This window comes from Rhizobium sp. CRRU65 (genome assembly GCF_048551595.1).
Classification (GTDB): Bacteria; Pseudomonadota; Alphaproteobacteria; order Rhizobiales; family Rhizobiaceae; genus Rhizobium; species Rhizobium leguminosarum_J.
Genome location: NZ_JBLYZH010000006.1, coordinates 343,310 through 360,697, shown reverse-complemented (window position 1 = coordinate 360,697; position 17,388 = coordinate 343,310). Strand labels below are relative to the sequence as shown.

The 17,388-nt window shown below is 60.6% G+C and carries 16 protein-coding genes; 10 read left to right on the top strand and 6 right to left on the bottom strand.

The window, feature by feature from the left end; translation table 11 throughout:
* Positions 1-110 precede the first annotated feature (110 nt).
* The 4 genes from ACM5SV_RS15600 to ACM5SV_RS15585 are packed head-to-tail and all read left to right on the top strand — an operon-like array spanning position 111 to position 3,974.
* Positions 111-1,058 carry a carbohydrate ABC transporter permease gene (locus tag ACM5SV_RS15600; RefSeq protein WP_017994748.1) on the top strand — a complete coding sequence of 316 codons (948 nt, stop codon included), beginning with the start codon at positions 111-113 and terminating at the stop codon, positions 1,056-1,058.
* A gap of 9 nt (positions 1,059-1,067) precedes the next feature.
* Positions 1,068-1,907 (top strand): carbohydrate ABC transporter permease, encoded by an 840-nt coding sequence (locus ACM5SV_RS15595; RefSeq protein ID WP_012758332.1) that lies wholly within the window; start codon positions 1,068-1,070, stop codon positions 1,905-1,907.
* The gene (locus tag ACM5SV_RS15590; protein WP_017994747.1) at positions 1,904-2,962 is read left to right on the top strand and encodes a Gfo/Idh/MocA family protein; all 1,059 of its coding nucleotides are present in this window, start codon (positions 1,904-1,906) and stop codon (positions 2,960-2,962) included. Before ACM5SV_RS15595 ends, ACM5SV_RS15590 begins: the two co-directional genes overlap by 4 nt.
* Before the next feature lie 10 nt (positions 2,963-2,972).
* On the top strand, positions 2,973-3,974 hold the full coding sequence (locus tag ACM5SV_RS15585) for an ABC transporter ATP-binding protein (protein WP_222014187.1): 1,002 nt from the start codon (positions 2,973-2,975) through the stop codon (positions 3,972-3,974).
* A 71-nt stretch (positions 3,975-4,045) separates the two neighbouring features.
* Here the strand turns inward: ACM5SV_RS15585 and ACM5SV_RS15580 are convergent, their stop codons facing one another.
* The 6 genes from ACM5SV_RS15580 to ACM5SV_RS15555 all read right to left on the bottom strand — a co-directional run bounded on the left by ACM5SV_RS15580 (position 4,046) and on the right by ACM5SV_RS15555 (position 9,541).
* Positions 4,046-4,351 (bottom strand): NIPSNAP family protein, encoded by a 306-nt coding sequence (locus ACM5SV_RS15580; RefSeq protein ID WP_017994745.1) that lies wholly within the window; start codon positions 4,349-4,351, stop codon positions 4,046-4,048.
* Positions 4,352-4,550: 199 nt separating this feature from the next.
* Positions 4,551-5,612: an ABC transporter ATP-binding protein gene (locus tag ACM5SV_RS15575; protein ID WP_012758328.1), complete on the bottom strand. Its 1,062-nt coding sequence runs from the start codon at positions 5,610-5,612 to the stop codon at positions 4,551-4,553.
* A gap of 12 nt (positions 5,613-5,624) precedes the next feature.
* The gene (locus tag ACM5SV_RS15570; RefSeq protein ID WP_012758327.1) at positions 5,625-6,413 is read right to left on the bottom strand and encodes an ABC transporter permease; all 789 of its coding nucleotides are present in this window, start codon (positions 6,411-6,413) and stop codon (positions 5,625-5,627) included.
* Complete coding sequence (locus tag ACM5SV_RS15565) at positions 6,410-7,303, bottom strand: ABC transporter permease (RefSeq protein WP_003561109.1); 894 nt, start codon at positions 7,301-7,303, stop codon at positions 6,410-6,412. The genes ACM5SV_RS15570 and ACM5SV_RS15565 overlap by 4 nt, the downstream gene beginning before the upstream one ends.
* 71 nt (positions 7,304-7,374) lie before the next feature.
* Positions 7,375-8,478, bottom strand: a complete 1,104-nt coding sequence (locus ACM5SV_RS15560; RefSeq protein ID WP_012758326.1) for an ABC transporter substrate-binding protein — start codon at positions 8,476-8,478, stop codon at positions 7,375-7,377.
* Between the two features lie 190 nt (positions 8,479-8,668).
* Positions 8,669-9,541, bottom strand: coding sequence for a MurR/RpiR family transcriptional regulator (locus ACM5SV_RS15555; RefSeq protein WP_012758325.1), 873 nt, complete (start codon positions 9,539-9,541; stop codon positions 8,669-8,671).
* A 179-nt stretch (positions 9,542-9,720) separates the two neighbouring features.
* Between ACM5SV_RS15555 and ACM5SV_RS15550 the strand changes: the two genes are divergently transcribed.
* The 6 genes from ACM5SV_RS15550 (at position 9,721) to ACM5SV_RS15525 (ending at position 17,358) form a co-directional block, all read left to right on the top strand.
* Complete coding sequence (locus ACM5SV_RS15550) at positions 9,721-10,491, top strand: N-formylglutamate amidohydrolase (RefSeq protein ID WP_222014260.1); 771 nt, start codon at positions 9,721-9,723, stop codon at positions 10,489-10,491.
* Positions 10,492-10,610: 119 nt separating this feature from the next.
* Positions 10,611-12,167 (top strand): amino acid permease, encoded by a 1,557-nt coding sequence (locus ACM5SV_RS15545; protein ID WP_026158774.1) that lies wholly within the window; start codon positions 10,611-10,613, stop codon positions 12,165-12,167.
* Positions 12,168-12,312: 145 nt separating this feature from the next.
* Positions 12,313-13,677 (top strand): glutamine synthetase family protein, encoded by a 1,365-nt coding sequence (locus ACM5SV_RS15540; RefSeq protein ID WP_222014186.1) that lies wholly within the window; start codon positions 12,313-12,315, stop codon positions 13,675-13,677.
* A 204-nt stretch (positions 13,678-13,881) separates the two neighbouring features.
* On the top strand, positions 13,882-15,267 hold the full coding sequence (locus ACM5SV_RS15535) for an aldehyde dehydrogenase family protein (RefSeq protein WP_222014185.1): 1,386 nt from the start codon (positions 13,882-13,884) through the stop codon (positions 15,265-15,267).
* Positions 15,264-16,415 (top strand): iron-containing alcohol dehydrogenase, encoded by a 1,152-nt coding sequence (locus ACM5SV_RS15530; protein WP_222014184.1) that lies wholly within the window; start codon positions 15,264-15,266, stop codon positions 16,413-16,415. Before ACM5SV_RS15535 ends, ACM5SV_RS15530 begins: the two co-directional genes overlap by 4 nt.
* A gap of 229 nt (positions 16,416-16,644) precedes the next feature.
* Positions 16,645-17,358, top strand: coding sequence for a ParA family protein (locus tag ACM5SV_RS15525; protein WP_130669019.1), 714 nt, complete (start codon positions 16,645-16,647; stop codon positions 17,356-17,358).
* Positions 17,359-17,388: the final 30 nt, after the last annotated feature.

Genomic DNA, 17,388 nt, shown 5'->3' with positions numbered 1-17,388 from the left:
CTCAACAGGGCGTGTTCCCTCTCTTCCCAGGTGGCAGAGAGTTAGGGTGAGGCGCAACGTTTTCCACCTGTGCTGCCCTTGCGGCCAGTCGACAAGAACAGGCAAAAGCCATGAGCGAAACCGACAACACGGCCGATATCGTCCCGATCAGGCGCGCGGTGCGCTGGCACATCTTCGTCTTCATGCTGCCGGCCCTGATCGTCTATTCGGCGGTCATGGTGCTGCCGCTCATCGAAACTCTTCGGCTGTCGCTCTACAATACGGTCGACGGGCAGCCGGCCTTCGTCGGATTGGCGAATTTCAAGGTGCTGTTCGGCGATGCGCGCTGGGCGCGCGATTTCTGGAATGCCCTTGTCAATAACCTGATCTTCTTTGCCATCCACATGTGCGTGCAGAACCCGATCGGGGTGGCGCTTGCCGCCCTGCTTTCGGTGCCGAAGCTGCGCGGCGTCGCCTTCTATCGCACGGCGATGTTCCTGCCGACTCTGCTCTCCTTCGTCATCGTCGGCTTCATCTGGAAGCTCATCCTTTCGCCGATCTGGGGCGTGGCGCCCTGGATGCTCGATCTCATCGGTTTGAAATTCCTGTTCGCACCCTGGCTCGGCAAGTCCGGTTCGGCGCTGATTGCGGTGTCGCTGATCTCGAACTGGCAATATATCGGCATTCCGATGATGCTGATCTATGCCGCACTGCTCAGCATTCCCGAAGAGGTGATTGAGGCGGCCGAATGCGACGGCATCACCGGCTGGGCCCAATTCTGGAAAATCAAGCTGCCGCTCATCCTGCCGGCGATCGGCATCATCTCGATCCTGACCTTCGTCGGCAATTTCAATGCCTTCGACCTGATCTATACCGTGCAGGGGGCGCTTGCCGGACCTGACATGTCGACCGACATTCTCGGCACGCTGCTCTACCGCACCTTCTTCGGTTTCCAGCTTCAGCTCGGCGACCGCTCGATGGGCGCGACGATTGCCACGGTGATGTTCCTCATCATCCTCGCCGGCGTCTCGCTTTATCTATTCGTCATCCAGCGGCGCATGCGTCGCTACCAGTTCTGAGGAGCGGGCATGTCCAAGGCACGCACATCTCCCATCCGCACCGGCCTCGTGCATCTGGCGCTGAGCGCCTATACTCTGGTCGCGCTGTTTCCGGTCTTTCTCACCGTCATCAACTCGTTCAAGGATCGCGCCTCGATCTTCCGCGAGCCGCTGATGATCCCGACGCCGTCAACCTTCAGCCTCGTCGGCTATCAGACAGTGCTCGGGCAGGGCGATTTTGCCACCTATTTCCAGAACAGCTTCATCGTCACGATCGTCTCGATCCTGCTGGTGCTGCTCTTTGGCGCCATGGCGGCCTTTGCGCTTTCCGAATACCGTTTCCGCGGCAATATGCTGCTTGGGCTCTACATGGCGATCGGCATCATGATCCCGATCCGCCTCGGCACGGTGGCGATCCTCCAGGGCATGGTGGCGGCGGGCCTCGTCAATACGCTGACGGCGCTGATCCTCGTCTATACCGCGCAGGGCATACCGCTGGCGATCTTCATCCTGTCGGAGTTCATGCGCACGGTGTCGGACGATCTGAAGAATGCCGGCCGCATCGACGGGCTTTCCGAATATGCGATCTTCTTCCGCCTGGTGCTGCCGCTGGTGCGCCCGGCCATGGCGACGGTCGCGGTCTTCACCATGATCCCGATCTGGAACGATCTCTGGTTCCCGCTGATCCTGGCGCCCTCCGAGGCCACCAAGACGGTGACGCTCGGCTCGCAGATCTTCATCGGCCAGTTCGTCACCAATTGGAATGCGGTGCTGGCGGCGCTGTCGCTGGCGATCCTGCCGATCCTCGTCCTCTACGTCATCTTCTCGCGGCAACTGATCCGCGGCATCACGTCAGGAGCCGTCAAGTGACCGAAAAACCGATCCGCGTCCTCGTTGCCGGCCTCGGCAACATGGGCCGCAGCCATGCGCTCGCCTATCACAACAATCCGGGCTTTGAGATCGTCGGTCTCGTCAACCGCTCGACGCCGCAATTGGAGCCCGAGCTGCAGGGCTATACGATCCATCCCGACTTCACGACGGCGTTGGCCGAGCTGAAACCGGACCTCTGCTCGATCAACACCTATTCTGACAGCCATGCCGATTATGCCGTCGCCGCCTTCGAGGCCGGCTGCGACGTCTTCGTTGAAAAGCCACTGGCGACCACCGTCGCCGATGCCGAGCGCGTCGTTGCTGCGGCCGGGAAGGCCGGGCGCAAGCTGGTGATCGGTTATATCCTTCGCCATCACCCTTCCTGGATGAAGCTGATCGAAGAGGCGCGCAAGCTCGGCCCGCCTTACGTCTTCCGCATGAACCTCAACCAGCAGTCCAGCGGCCCGACCTGGGCGACGCATAAGTCTCTGATGCGCACGACCTCGCCGATTGTCGATTGCGGTGTGCATTATGTCGACGTCATGTGCCAGATCACTGACGCGAGGGCCGTCGAGGTGCGCGGCATGGGGCTGCGCATGTCCCACGAGATCGCCGCCGACATGTATAATTACGGTCACCTCCAGGTGCTGTTCGAGGATGGTTCCGTCGGCTGGTACGAGGCTGGCTGGGGTCCGATGATTTCGGAAACCGCCTTCTTCGTGAAGGATGTGATGTCGCCGAAGGGCGCCGTGTCGATCGTCATGGATCCGAACGCCAAGTCCGACGATATAGACACGCACACCAAGACCTCGGTGATCCGGCTGCACACGGCAGAGACCGGGCCTGACGGCAAGTTCATCCGGCCCGACCAGGACATGACGATGGAAGGCGAACCCGGCCATCAGGAACTCTGCGACTTGGAACAGGCCTTCATGCTGAGGGCGATCCGCGAGGATCTGGACCTCGACCGCCATATGGCGGATGCGGTGGCGTCGCTGCGCATCTGCCTTGCCGCCGACGAGAGCGTGCGTACCGGCCAGCCGGTCAGATTGTAAGGGAAAGACAGTGGGATCGCTTCAACTCAAATCCATCCGCAAGACCTATGGCACGCATGAAGTGCTGAAAGGCATCGACCTCGAGGTCAAGGACGGCGAATTCGTCATCTTCGTCGGGCCTTCGGGCTGCGGGAAATCGACACTGTTGCGCAGCATTGCAGGCCTCGAAGACGTTACGTCGGGCGCCGTCGTCATCAATGGCCGCGATGAGACGCTGACGCCGCCGGCCAAGCGCGGCATCGCCATGGTGTTTCAGTCCTATGCGCTCTATCCGCATCTGACGGTCAAGGACAATATGGGGCTCGGGCTCAAGCAGGCCGGCACCGCCAAGGATGAGATCGAAAGGCGTGTCGGCAAGGCGTCCGGCATGCTCTCGCTGGAACCCTATCTCGCGCGCCGGCCGGCCGAGCTCTCCGGCGGCCAACGCCAGCGCGTCGCCATCGGCCGTGCGATCGTGCGCGAACCGGAACTCTTCCTGTTCGACGAACCGCTGTCGAACCTCGATGCGGCGCTGCGCGTCCAGACCCGCCTCGAAATCGCCCGGCTGCACCGCAGCCTGAAGGCGACGATGATCTATGTCACCCACGACCAGGTCGAGGCGATGACGCTTGCCGACAAGATCGTTGTCCTGAATGCCGGGGCGATCGAGCAGATCGGTTCGCCGATGGAACTCTATAAACGCCCGGCCAATGTCTTCGTCGCCGGCTTCATCGGCTCGCCACAGATGAATTTCATCGCGGCCGAGAAGGTCGGCGATCACAGCGCCAAGACGATCGGCGTGCGTCCCGAACATATGACGCTGTCGCGCGAGCAGGGGACTTGGGCTGCGAAGGTCGTGCATGTCGAACATCTCGGCGCGGACACGATCATCTATCTGGAATCCGACCAGTGCGGCCTGCTGACCGCACGTCTGTTTGGCGAGCATCAGTACGAGCCGGACGAGATGGTCTATGCAACACAGGACCAGGCGCACGTGCATCGTTTCGATGTCGACGACCAGGCGATCCGCTAAGCGCATGACAGAACGAAAAACCCCGCCAGCCAGCCTGACGGGGGTTTCATTTCCCATCGCGCGCGGTTCGCTCAGCCGAGCACGGGCCGCACGAAGCTGCGTTCATAGCTGACGATACTGCGGTTGCGTTTGTCGAGCTCAAAAGCCGCCTGACATTCCGGATCGCTTGCCATACGTGCGCGATAGTCCTCGTAGGCGGCAAGGCTCGGGAAGGAAAACAGCGCAATGGCGATGTTGCTGGCGCCTTCGGACGGCAGGAAATAACCGTGATGGGTGCCGCCCATTCTGTTGACGATCGGAATCCAGAGCCGGGCATATTCCTCGAATTCGGCAAGCTTGTAAGGATCGATCACATAACGCAGGTGGCAGGTAATCATTGACATATCCTATCGCGTAAACTGCCGGACAGAGGGCTACCCGGCGCATTTGGTTCGCTCAACTTCTGGCACTGAGCTGGCAGAGTTCAAGTGCTTTGCGGTGATGGCTGCATCACGTTTGCTGACAGGTCGGCCGGCCTGAAATCAAAAAAAAGCGCCGCTTCGGCGGCGCCTTCCGGGCGAGATCGCGATACGCTGGTTAGTCGCGGATGATGAGCAGGTCGGCTGCCATGAAGCGCAGGGTTACCGTTTCGCCGGCCTGCGGCGGGGTGGTGCCCGGGCTGTTAAACATGTCGAAGGAGATGACGTTGCCGCCGACATTCATGCGGGTGCGGATGACCGACCCCAGGAAGTGGGCCGAAACGACCTGGCCGGTCAGCGCCGTGTCGCTCTTGACGCTGTCGGAGAGCGAGCCGGCTTCCGGGCGTAGCGCCAGCGAGATGGTTTCTCCGGCCTTGTGGGCAGCGACCGACTGCTTCAGCGTTATGCCCTGATCGCCGATCTGGATGCGGTTGGTATCGGGATCGACGACTTTGGCCTCGATGAGGTTCAGCGTGCCGACGAAGGAGGCGACGAAGCGCGTCGCCGGCGTGTTGTAGATCTCGAAAGGCGAACCGATCTGGTCGGCCTTGCCGGCATTCATGACGACGATGCGGTCGGAGATCGAAAGGGCTTCTTCCTGATCATGGGTGACGAAGACCGTAGTGATGCCGAGCTGCTGCTGGATCTGGCGGATTTCCTCGCGCAGCGACACGCGGATCTTGGCGTCGAGTGCGGAGAGCGGCTCGTCGAGCAGCAACACTTGCGGCTTGACGGCGAGCGCACGGGCAAGGGCTACTCGCTGCTGCTGGCCGCCCGACAGTTGATAGGGGAAGCGGTCGGCCAGGTGATCGAGCTTGATCAGGCCGAGCATTTCCTTGACGCGCGCGTCGATCTCAGGCTTTTGGGCACCGGCGACCTTGAGACCGAAGGCGACATTGTCGTGTACCGTCATGTTGGGGAAGAGTGCGTAGGCCTGGAACACCATGCCGATATTGCGCTGGTTCGGCTTCAGCGCGCTTTGGTCCTTGCCGTTGATGGTCAGCGTGCCGCCGGTTGGCGTTTCGAAGCCGGCGATCATGCGCAGAACGGTCGTCTTGCCGCAGCCCGACGGACCGAGGAATGAGACGAACTCACCCTTCTCGATGTTCATGTTGAAGTTCTTGACGACCTGAACCGGGCCGAAGGATTTTTGAATGTTGTTCAGCGTGAGAAAAGACATGAGCCAGATACCTTAAGCCTTTGCCGGGCGGGCTTTGCCGACGCGGGAAACGATGTTGAGCAGGCCCATGCTGAGCCAGGTGATCGAGAAGGCGATGACGGCAAGCGCCGAAGGCTCATAGGCCTTGTTGGCGCCAACGAGCTGCAGGTAGGGACCGAAGGCCGGACGGTTCAGAAGTGCGGCAAAGGTGAATTCGCCCATGACGATCGCGAGCGTGATGAAAGCGCCTGAGAGCACGCCGCTCATGACGTTGGGAAAAATGCATTTGAACATGATGGTCGTCCATCGGGCGCCGAGGCTTTCGGCCGCTTCCGTCAGCGTGCGGACGTCGATGGCGCGCATGGCGGTATCGACGGCGCGGTACATATAAGGCAGGGACAGGGTGATATAGGAGAAGACCAGCAGGATGTTGGTGCCGGTCGTCGAACCCGTCAGCGGCAGGTAGGATGAAGAATTATACATCCTGAGGTATCCGAAGACGATGACGATCGCCGGAATGACAAGCGGCAGCAACGTGATGAATTCGACGACCGGACGCATCTGTGGCAGCCGCAGCCGCACCCAATAGGCCGTCGGCACGACGAGCAGCATGCCGAAAACGATGGTGAGCAACGCCATCAGCATCGAATAGCCGAAGGTCTCCCGGAACTGAATGTCGGAGAATACCGACTCATAAGCATCGAGGCTGTATTCGCCGCGGCGCATGCGCAATGAAAACTCGATTGTGCCGATCAACGGGATGACGAAATAGGATGCACCTAGAATGACGGCGATCCAGGCTCCGAGACGCTGAGCTTTCATTTCTGCCACCGTTCTGCGCGCATGCGCAGCATGAGATAAAGGACGTTGGAGACGCCGGTGATGACGATCATGCCGAGCGCGATGGCGTAACCGAGGTTGGCATTGTGCAGAACGTCGCCGCGGATCTGCGCATAGAGCAGGATCGGCACGATGTTCAGCGAGCTGCCGGTCAGCGCGAAAGCGGTGGCAATGGCGCCGAAAGCGTTGGCGAAGAGCAGCAGCGTCGTGCCGAGCAGGCTCGGCCAAAGGATCGGCAGCGCGACCATCGTCCAGTACTGGCGGTTGGTGGCGCCAAGAATCTGCGAGGCTTCGCGCCATTCCTTCTTCATACCGTCGAGGGCCGGCGTCAGAATCAGCACCATCAGCGGGATCTGGAAATACATGTAGGTGATGGTGAGGCCGAAGAAGGACAGGAGATTAAAGCCGGTGCCGTAGAGATTGAAACCGAACCATTCACGCAGGAAAATCGTCACAAGCCCGGTGCGGCCGAGCGTTGCGAGAAAGGCGAAGGCGAGCGGCACGCCGGCAAAATTCGAGGCGACGCCGGAGAAGGTCAGCAGCGTCGAGCGCACGGAGGCGGGCAGGCCGCCGAGCACGACGGCCCAGGCGAGGAAGAAGCCGATCAGCGCACCGCCCAGAGCCGACGCCACCGACACACGGATACTGATCGAGTAGGCGCTCATGATGGATGGGGTAAAGAGATCACCGATATTCTTCAGCGTCAAATCGCCCTCGGGCGTCAGGAATGCGCCCGCCACGAGATAAAGCGTGGGGATGATCAGGAACAGCAGGGAGAATATGATGAATGGTGCAATGCCCAGCCAGTCGATCACGCGATCTCTGTTGATCAAGGGGGCACTGCGCACCATAGGCGTTGAAACGGTGCTCATGGAAAAGCTCATCCTGGGGCGTCGGAGTGAGAAAACCTCCCCGCCTTGCGGCGGGGAGGCCGGATCAGAGATTACTTGACGGCGGCGCCGACGACGGAATCCCAGTTCTTGGTGATGGCTTCCTTGCCAGCAGACTGTTCTTCGAGCGTCGGGAAGACAGCCTTTTCATAGGATGCAGCCGGCGGCAGCTTATCGAGCAGTTCCTTCGGGATCTTGTTGTTCTTGGCAAGATCGTTGAAGCGGATCGGGTGGCAATAGCCCTTCAGCCAGCCGAGCTGACCTTCGTCGGAATAGAGGTATTCCATCCAGAGCTTCGCAGCGTTCGGGTGCGGAGCGAAGGCGGAAATCGCCTGGACGTAGACGCCGGCAACGACGCCTGTCTTCGGAACGACGACCTCGAACGGAGGATTGCCCTTCAGGCTTTCGCCCCAGGAGAGGGCGTTGTAATCCCAGGCAACGATGATCGGCGTGGAGCCCTGGGCGAACGGAGCTGCCTTGCCGACGACCGGCACGAAATTACCGCTCTTGTTCAACTCGGCGAAGAACTTCAGGCCTTCTTCGCCTGCCTTGGCCGCGTCACCGCCGGATGCGGAAAGACCAGCGGCATAGACGCCCTGGACAGCCTGGTTGGCGGCGCGCGGATCGCCCGCGAGGGCGACGCTGTTTGCGTAGTCGCTCTTCTTCAGATCGGCCCAATCGGCCGGCGATTCCTTGACGAGATCCTTGTTCACGAGGAACGAGAGAACGCCGTAATAATCGCCGTACCAGTAGCCTTCGGCATCCTTGGCGGTATCCGGGATGGAGTCCCAGGTGGAGACCTTGTAAGGCTGGATCAGGCCGTCTTTCTTTGCGGACGGGCCGAAAGAGAGCCCGACGTCGATGACGTCAGGAGCCTGCGGGCCGGTGTTGCCCTTGTTGGCCTTGATGGCTTCGACTTCGTCGCCCGAACCCGCATCTGGGTTGAGCTCGTTGACCTCGAGGCCATACTTGGCCTTGAAGCCGGCAATGACCTCGCCGTAGCCGCACCAGTCGTGCGGAAGAGCGATCGTCGTCAGGGTGCCTTCCTTCTTGGCGGCGGCGATAAGTTCAGCGCTCGGCTCGGCAGCGGCAATCGCGGTCGAAGCCACGATCATCGCAGTAGAAAGCGACAGTAGTCGAGAAATGTTAGAGATCACTGTTGTTCTCCTTCGGGTTTTCAGTGTCTGGCGATGCTGTTAATGAGATTACATGAAGCTTGTGTGACAGTTGGATGACGTTAATTCTGCTGTGAATAGCGGTGGTTGTGGCAAATGTTTTATTTGCGACAACGCCGTCTGTTTCCGCGAAAAATCCGTCATTGTTTTCTTTTGTTTTAGTCTTGTCCTCCTAACCCGGTTTGCGGAAAAGCCTGGTCTGCTCGAACAGGCCTTCCAGTGTCTTCATGCGCTCCTTCGTCTCGTCCCAGGTCGAATTCTGAACGGCCTCGATCAGCGCTTCGACGATGTACAGGGTGACCACGGAGGAATCCCAGGCCGACGGCGCCTCGATCCGGACGCGGAAGGCATGCCTGGCGAGCTTGGCGGCCGGCGAGCCCCACTGGTCGGTGAAGACGATGATTTCGGCGCCGCGTTTGCGGGCGGCGGTTACAAGGCTCACCATCTCCTGCTCGTAGCGTCGGATGTCGAAGATGATCAGGATGTCGCCGGCATTCATGTTGAGGACATATTGCGGCCAGCTGCTGGAATTCGACGATAGCAGCGTCGTTGCCGGCCGGATCACCTGCATATGGGTGAAGAAATACTCGGCAAGCGCGCCGGTGATGCGGCCACCAACGAAATAAAGGCCGCGCTTGCGGTCGGAAAGCAGCGCGGCGACGCTGTCGAAAGTCGCGGTATCGAGATCGGTCAGCGTCTGGCGCAGATTGCCCATGATGGCATCGGCGAAACGGTTGAGAATGTGGGTGCCCGGCGCATTTTGCGCCCAGCGGTCGTGCTTGGCGATCGGGTTCGAGATCGTCGCCTCGACTTCCTGATGCAGATGCGCCTGAAAGTCCGGATAGCCCTTGAAGCCGAGCTTCTGCACCATGCGCACGACGGTCGGCGTCGAGACGCCGGCATTCTCGGCAATCGTAGTGATGCTGCCGAGGCCGGAAACCGGATAATTGTCGAGAAGGCTTTCGGCCAACTGCTTCTCGGCGCGCGTCAACACCCCCAAATGCGAGTGTATGACGTCCGAAACCGTCTTCGACGCAACTGTCACGTAACTATGCTCCCCGGGATGGTCTGGCGCCACTTTCCCACTCAAAGTTAACAACGCTGTCATAATCCATGTCAACCACTGTCATGAAAAGAAATTTTCAGTGGATGCTTGACACCGGCCGAAACCTGAAGAATTCTTTTCTTCATCAAGAATTTGTTAAGGGATAAGGAGTGGCGCCTTTGGTGCTGGCCCGGCCGAAAATCCTCAGTGAAGCGGACGGTGACTGCGTCGGGATCGAACGTATCCACGGCCGGAGCCCGGTGCTTCTCATCTGCGAGCACGCTTCGAATGCGCTTCCAGTCGTTTTCGGCGATCTCGGCCTGCCCAGCGAAGCGCTCTCCAGTCACATTGCCTGGGATCCAGGCGCGCTTGCGGTCGCCCGCAGCATATCGGAAGCGCTCGACGCGACGCTCGTTTACCAGAGGTTCTCGCGGCTTATCTACGACTGCAACCGACCGCCCAGTTCACCCGGCGCGATGCCGGAGACCAGCGAGATCTACGCCATTCCCGGCAACAAGGATTTGAGCCCCGAAGAACGACTTGCGCGCACCGACTCGCTCTACGTGCCTTTCCATGACGCCATTCGCGGGCTGATCCGCGATCGCCGGGCGAGGGCACAGGACAGCATCATCGTGACGATGCACAGCTTTACGCCGGTCTATCATGGCCGCGAACGCGCGGTCGAACTCGGCATATTGCACGATGAGGACAGCCGGATCGCCGACCGTATGCTGGAGGCAGCGGCCGAGGCGCCGCTTTACAGAACGGAACGCAACGAGCCTTACGGGCCCGAGGACGGCGTGACCCACACGCTGATCCTGCACGGGCTTTCGAACGGCTTGCGCAATGTGATGATCGAGGTCCGCAACGACCTCATCGCTGACGATATCGGCCAAGGGGTCATGGCCGATTATTTGAAAGGGCTGCTCCAGCAAAGTCTGGACGGCTGAATAAAAAGAAGACCCGAGGGAGCAGTTTAACTGCGAACGTCCGAATGGCGCAAATGCCGCGGGCAATTGGCACTGAATCGGCCCGCAATCCCGCGGCCGATCGTGAACAGGGGGAAGTCATGTCGGACTATACCGAACTGGACAAGAAGCAGGATGTGCACATCCTGCATTCCATGGGTTATGCCCAGGAACTCGAACGGCGAATGAGTTCATTCTCGAACTTCGCCGTCTCATTTTCCATCATCTGCATCCTTTCCGGCGGCATCAATTCGCTGGCACAGGCGACCTCCGGCGCCGGCGGCGCGGCCATCGGCATCGGCTGGCCGGTCGGCTGCTTTATCTCGCTCGTCTTTGCCGTCGCCATGGCGCAGATCAGCTCGGCCTATCCGACGGCCGGCGGTCTCTATCACTGGGGTTCGATCCTCGGCAACCGCTTCACCGGCTGGCTGACCGCCTGGTTCAACCTGCTCGGTCTCGTCACCGTGCTTGGCGCCATCAATGTCGGCACCTATTATTTCTTCATGGGTTCGTTCGGCACGACCTATCTCGGGCTGACCGACTCGACGACGGTGCGCATCATCTTCCTCGTTGTCATCACCGGCGCGCAGGCGCTCGTGAACCACATGGGCATCGGACTGACCGCGAAGCTGACCGATTTCTCGGGTTATCTCATCTTCGCGACCTCGATCGCGCTGGCGGTCGTCTGCCTCGTCGCGGCGCCCTCCTACGAGATCGGTCGCCTCTTCACCTTCGCCAACTATTCCGGCGAAGTCGGCGGCAATGTCTGGCCGACCACCTCCGGTGCCTGGGTCTTCCTTCTCGGCCTGCTGCTGCCGATCTACACCATCACCGGCTATGACGCCTCGGCGCATACGTCGGAAGAGACAGTCAAGGCTGCCGAATCCGTTCCGCGCGGCATGGTCGCGTCGGTGCTCTGGTCGGCGCTTTTCGGCTACATCATGCTGTGCGCCTTCGTTCTCATGCTGCCGAACATGGACGATGCCGCAAAGCAGGGCTGGAACGTGTTCTTCTGGGCGATGGACAGCCAGGTGAACCCGATCGTCAAGGACATTCTCTATTTTGCCATCCTGATCAGCCAGTGGCTGTGCGGCCTTGCGACCGTCACCTCGGTCTCGCGCATGATCTTTGCCTTCTCGCGTGACGGCGGTCTGCCGGCATCGAAGGCGCTGTCGAAGGTCAGCCCGCAGTATCGCACGCCGGTGGCCGCGATCTGGACCGGCTCGATCCTGTCGGTTCTGTTCGTCTGGGGCTCTTCGCTCGCTACGATCGGTGACACGCCGGTCTATACGATCGTCGTGTCGTGCACGGTCATCTTCCTGTTCTTCTCCTTCGCGATCCCGATCACCCTCGGTCTCTTTGCCTGGGGCACGTCGAAGTGGGACAAGATGGGTCCGTGGAACCTCGGCGAAGGCGCCTTCAAGCTCTTTGCGGTGCTGACTGTCATCGCGATGATCCTGATCTTCATCCTCGGCATCCAGCCGCCGAATGAATGGGCGCTTTACATCACCGTCGGTTTCCTGGTGCTGACGGCAATCGTCTGGTTCGGCTTCGAAAGCCGCCGCTTCAAGGGGCCGCCGATCGGTGCCGAAGTGGCAAAGCGCCAGGCCGAGATCGCGGCCGCCGAAGCCGCCGTCGGCGAAAGCGGCGAAAACTAAGCATCGAGCTTCCCTCTCAAATGGCGGGGCCGCATCCTGCGGCCCCATCACCGGTTCAACGAAAAGGCATCAGGCCGCAAAGTCCGGCCGAGCGCATGCGATTTCGTTGCCCCGATTTTCTCAATTCAATTCAGGCGGATCAATCATGAGCAGCTACACAATCGAAGATCTCAGGAAGGATGTTGCCGAAGGGCGCATCGACACGGTTCTGGCCTGCCAGGTGGATATGCAGGGCCGGCTGATGGGCAAGCGTTTCCAGGCGGAATATTTCGTCGAGAGCGCCTGGAAGGAAACGCATAGCTGCAACTACCTGATCGCCACCGACATGGAGATGGAGACCGTCTCCGGCTACAAGGCGACGAGTTGGGAGAAGGGCTACGGCGATTACACGATGAAGCCGGATCTTTCGACGCTGCGTCGCATTCCCTGGCTCGAAGGTACGGCGTTGGTGCTGTGCGACATGCTCGACCACCATACGCATGAAGAGGTCGCCCATTCTCCACGCGCGATCCTCAAGAAGCAGGTAAAGCGGCTCGAGGATATGGGCATGAAGGCCTATATGGCCTCCGAGCTCGAATTCTTCCTGTTCGACCAGACCTACGAGTCGGCGCAGGCTTCCGGCTACCGCAATCTCAAGCTCGCCAGCGCCTATAACGAGGATTATCACATCTTCCAGACCACCAAGGAGGAAGAGGTGATGCGGGCGATCCGCACCGGGCTGCAGGGCGCCGGCATTCCGGTCGAGAACTCCAAGGGCGAGGCTTCGGCCGGCCAGGAGGAGATCAACGTGCGCTACGCCGATGCGCTCGCCATGGCCGACCGGCACGCGATCATCAAGAACGGCTGCAAGGAGATCGCCTGGTCGAAGGGCAAGGCCATCACCTTCCTCGCCAAGTGGAATTACAATGCCGCCGGCAGTTCCTCGCATATCCACCAGTCGCTTTGGAGCCTGGAGGAAAAGCCGCTGTTCTTCGACCATACCGGCAAATACGGCATGTCGCCGCTGATGCACAATTACGTTGCCGGGCTTCTCGCCCATGCGAGCGAGATCACCTATTTCCTGGCGCCCTACATCAACTCCTACAAGCGCTTCATGGCCGGCACGTTTGCGCCGACCAAGGCGGTCTGGAGCAAGGACAACCGCACCGCCGGCTATCGCCTGTGCGGCGAAGAGACCAAGGGTATCCGTATCGAGTGCCGCGTCGGCGGCTCCGATCTCAATCCCTATCTCGCCTTCGCCGCGCTGCTTGCCGCCGGCATTGACGGCATCGAGAACAAGCTCGAACTCGAAGCCCCCTTCGTCGGCGACGCCTATGGCGGCAAGGGCGTTCGCGAGATTCCGCGCACGCTGCGCGCGGCCACGGCGGCGATGACGGAATCGGCGATGCTGCGCAAGGCCTTCGGCGACGACGTGATCGACCACTATACCCGCGCCGGCGAGTGGGAGCAGGAAGAATACGACCGCCGCATCACCGATTGGGAAGTGGCGCGCGGTTTCGAAAGAGCTTAATAGGCATTTCGCGTGTGTTTGCCCCTCACCCTAACCCTCTCCCCGTAAAAACGGGGAGAGGGGACGTGCCAAACGCAGCGTCGAGGTTAAGGAAGGCGGTGCGGCATATCCCTTCGCCCCGCAGGCGGGGAGAGGGTGCCGGCAGGCGGATGAGGGGCTGTCGCCCACCCAAATATTGACCAATACGAGGACAGGAAATCGATCATGGCAATGATCCAATGCATTTCACCGGTGGACGGGTCGGTCTATGCCGAACGCGCAGCCCTTTCTTTCGATGCCGCCAAGGACGTGGTGGCGCGCGCCCGCAAGGCACAGAAAGCCTGGGCGAAACGGCCGCTCGAAGAGCGTGTGCAACTGGTGCTGAAGGGTGCTGCGCGGCTGAACGAGATGTCCGACCTCGTCGTGCCGGAGCTTGCCTGGCAGATGGGCCGGCCGATCAAGTACGGCGGCGAATACAAGGGTTTCAACGAGCGCTCCAACTATGTCGCCTCGATCGCGGCGGATGCGATGGCGCCTGTTGTCGTTGAGGAGAGCGATCGTTTCGAGCGGCGCATCGAGCGCGAGGCGCATGGCGTCGTCTTCGTCGTTGCGCCATGGAACTATCCCTACATGACAGCAATCAACACGATCGCGCCGGCGCTGATGGCCGGCAATACCGTGGTGCTGAAACATGCCTCGCAGACGCTGCTGGTCGGTGAGCGGCTGGTGCAGGCCTTTATCGAGGCCGGCGTTCCGGAGGATGTGTTCCAGAACGTCTTCCTCGATCATGAAACGACGTCGGCGCTGATTGCCGCCGGCAGCTTCAATTTCGTCAACTTCACCGGATCGGTCGAAGGCGGGCGGTCGATGGAGCGGGCGGCTGCCGGCACGTTCACCGGCCTCGGCCTCGAACTCGGCGGCAAGGATCCGGGTTATGTCATGGAGGACGCCGATCTCGAAGCGGCGGTCGATACGCTGATGGACGGGGCGACCTACAATTCCGGCCAATGCTGCTGCGGCATCGAACGTATCTATGTGCACGAGTCGCTCTACGACGCCTTCGTCGAGAAATCGGTCGCCTGGGTGTCGAACTACAAGCTCGGCAATCCGCTCGATCCGGAAACGTCGCTCGGACCGATGGCGCACAAGCGCTTCGCCAAAGTGGTGCGCGAGCAGATTGCCGATGCGGTTTCCAAGGGCGCCAAGGCGCTTGTCGATCCCAAGCTTTTCCCCCAGGATGACGGTGGCGCCTATCTCGCGCCGCAGGTCCTCGTCGATGTCGACCACTCCATGGCCTTCATGCGCGAAGAGACTTTCGGCCCGGCAGTCGGCATCATGAAGGTGAAGAGTGACGAGGAAGCATTGGCGCTGATGAACGACAGCCAATACGGATTGACGGCTTCACTCTGGACCCAGGATGTTGGGCGGGCGGCACGGCTCGGCCGCGAGATCGAAACCGGCACCGTTTTCATGAACCGCGCAGACTATCTCGATCCAGCGCTCTGCTGGACCGGCGTCAAGGAGACCGGCCGCGGCGGCTCGCTGTCGATCATCGGCTTCCACAATCTGACGCGTCCGAAATCCTTCCATCTGAAGAAAGTCACAGCATGAGCAGCAACATCACTGCAAACTGGAGCTACCCGACATCGGTCAAGCTCGGCCGGGGCCGCATCAAGGAACTGGCCGATGCCTGCAAGAGCCTCGGCATCAAGAAGCCGCTGCTCGTCACCGACCGCGGCCTTGCCTCGATGGCGATCACCAGGAACGCCCTCGATATCCTCGAAGATGCCGGTCTCGGCCGGGCGATTTTCGCCGATGTCGATCCGAACCCGAACGAGAAAAACCTCGAGGCCGGCGTTAGGGCCTTCAAGGACGGCGGCCATGACGGCGTTGTCGCCTTCGGCGGTGGCTCCGGCCTCGATCTCGGCAAGTGCGTCGCCTTCATGGCCGGCCAGACGCGGCCGGTCTGGGACTTCGAAGATATCGGCGACTGGTGGACGCGTGCGAGCCTCGAGGGCATCGCCCCGATCGTCGCGGTGCCGACAACAGCAGGCACCGGTTCGGAAGTCGGGCGCGCCAGTGTCATCACCAATTCCGAAACGCATGTGAAGAAGATCATTTTCCATCCGAAGTTCCTGCCTGGCGTCGTCATTTCCGATCCGGAACTAACGGTCGGCATGCCGAAGATCATCACGGCCGGGACCGGCATGGATGCCTTCGCCCATTGCCTGGAGGCCTATTCCTCGCCCTTCTATCACCCGATGTCGGCCGGTATCGCGCTGGAAGGCATGCGCCTCGTCAAGGAGTTCCTGCCGCGCGCCTATAGGGAAGGCACGGATCTGGAAGCTCGCGCCAACATGATGTCGGCCGCCGCCATGGGTGCGGTCGCCTTCCAGAAGGGGCTCGGCGCCATCCACGCGCTGTCGCACCCGATCGGCGCCGTCTACAACACCCATCACGGCATGACCAATGCGGTGGTGATGCCGGCGGTGCTGCGCTTCAACCGCAAGGCGATCGAGGAGAAGATCGGCCGCGCCGCCGCCTATCTCGGCATTTCGGGTGGTTTCGACGGGTTCTACGACTATGTGCTGAAGCTCCGCTCCGAACTCGGCGTGCCGGAGACGCTGTCGGTGATGGGAATCGCTGCCGACCGCATCGACGAATTATCGGCCATGGCGATCGAAGATCCGAGCGCGGGCGGCAACCCGGTTGCACTGACGCTTGAAAATACGAAGGCTCTATTCAAAGATTGCTTCTAACGACATAAGAGCGGACCAACAGACTGGCCTGGAAAGCCGCGGGTTCCCAGGCCTTTTTCGTTCCGGTGGCATCCCTATTTTTAGGGATGTGAAAAATACCGGCTGCAATTTCGCCGCGCGTCTTTCGAATTTGTTAACCATGATTAGAAAGAATGAATTAACCGCACGATGCTCCGACGGTGCGTAAAAGAGCGATTCCGGCTCGCACTATTCCTTCCGAGGACCGAACATGCCTGTCATCACATTCGCAAATACCAAGGGCGGCGCCGGCAAGACGACCGCTGTTCTGCTGCTCGCGACCGAGCTTGCCCGCAAAGGTTATCGCGTCACCATTCTCGATGCCGATCCGCAGCACTGGATTTCGCGCTGGCACGAAATATCAGGTCATGTACCCAATCTTTCGGTGATCGATTTCGTCACAACTGCGTCGCTGCCGGTGCATATCAGCGAGAACAAGCACAATACCGACTATTTCATCGTCGACCTGCCGGGTGCGCGCAATCCGCTGCTTGCCACTGCCGTTGGCCTTTCCGACCACGTGCTGATCCCGATCCAAGGCTGTGCGATGGATGCGCGCGGCGGTGCGCAGGTGCTCGAACTGCTGCAGTATCTGGATGAGAAGGCCGGCATCAAGATCGGCCATTCGGTGGTGCTCACCCGCGTCAATTCGATGGTGACGACGCGGGCGCTGCAAGTCGTAAAGTCACTGCTCAGCGAGCGGCATGTGCCGGTGCTCGATACGGCGATCATCGAACGCTCCGCCTTCCGCGACATCTTCGACTGTGGCGGCACGCTGCACACGATCGATCCGACGCGCGTCAGCAATCTCGACAAGGCGCGTGAGAACGCGACCTGTTTTGCCGAGGAAATGATGCGCAAGCTGCCGGTGAGGCTGACGGCATCCGCCCGCGTGACGAGCCCGATGGTCCGCTCGGCCGCTTGAATATAGCCCCCACCTGAAACGACAAGGCCG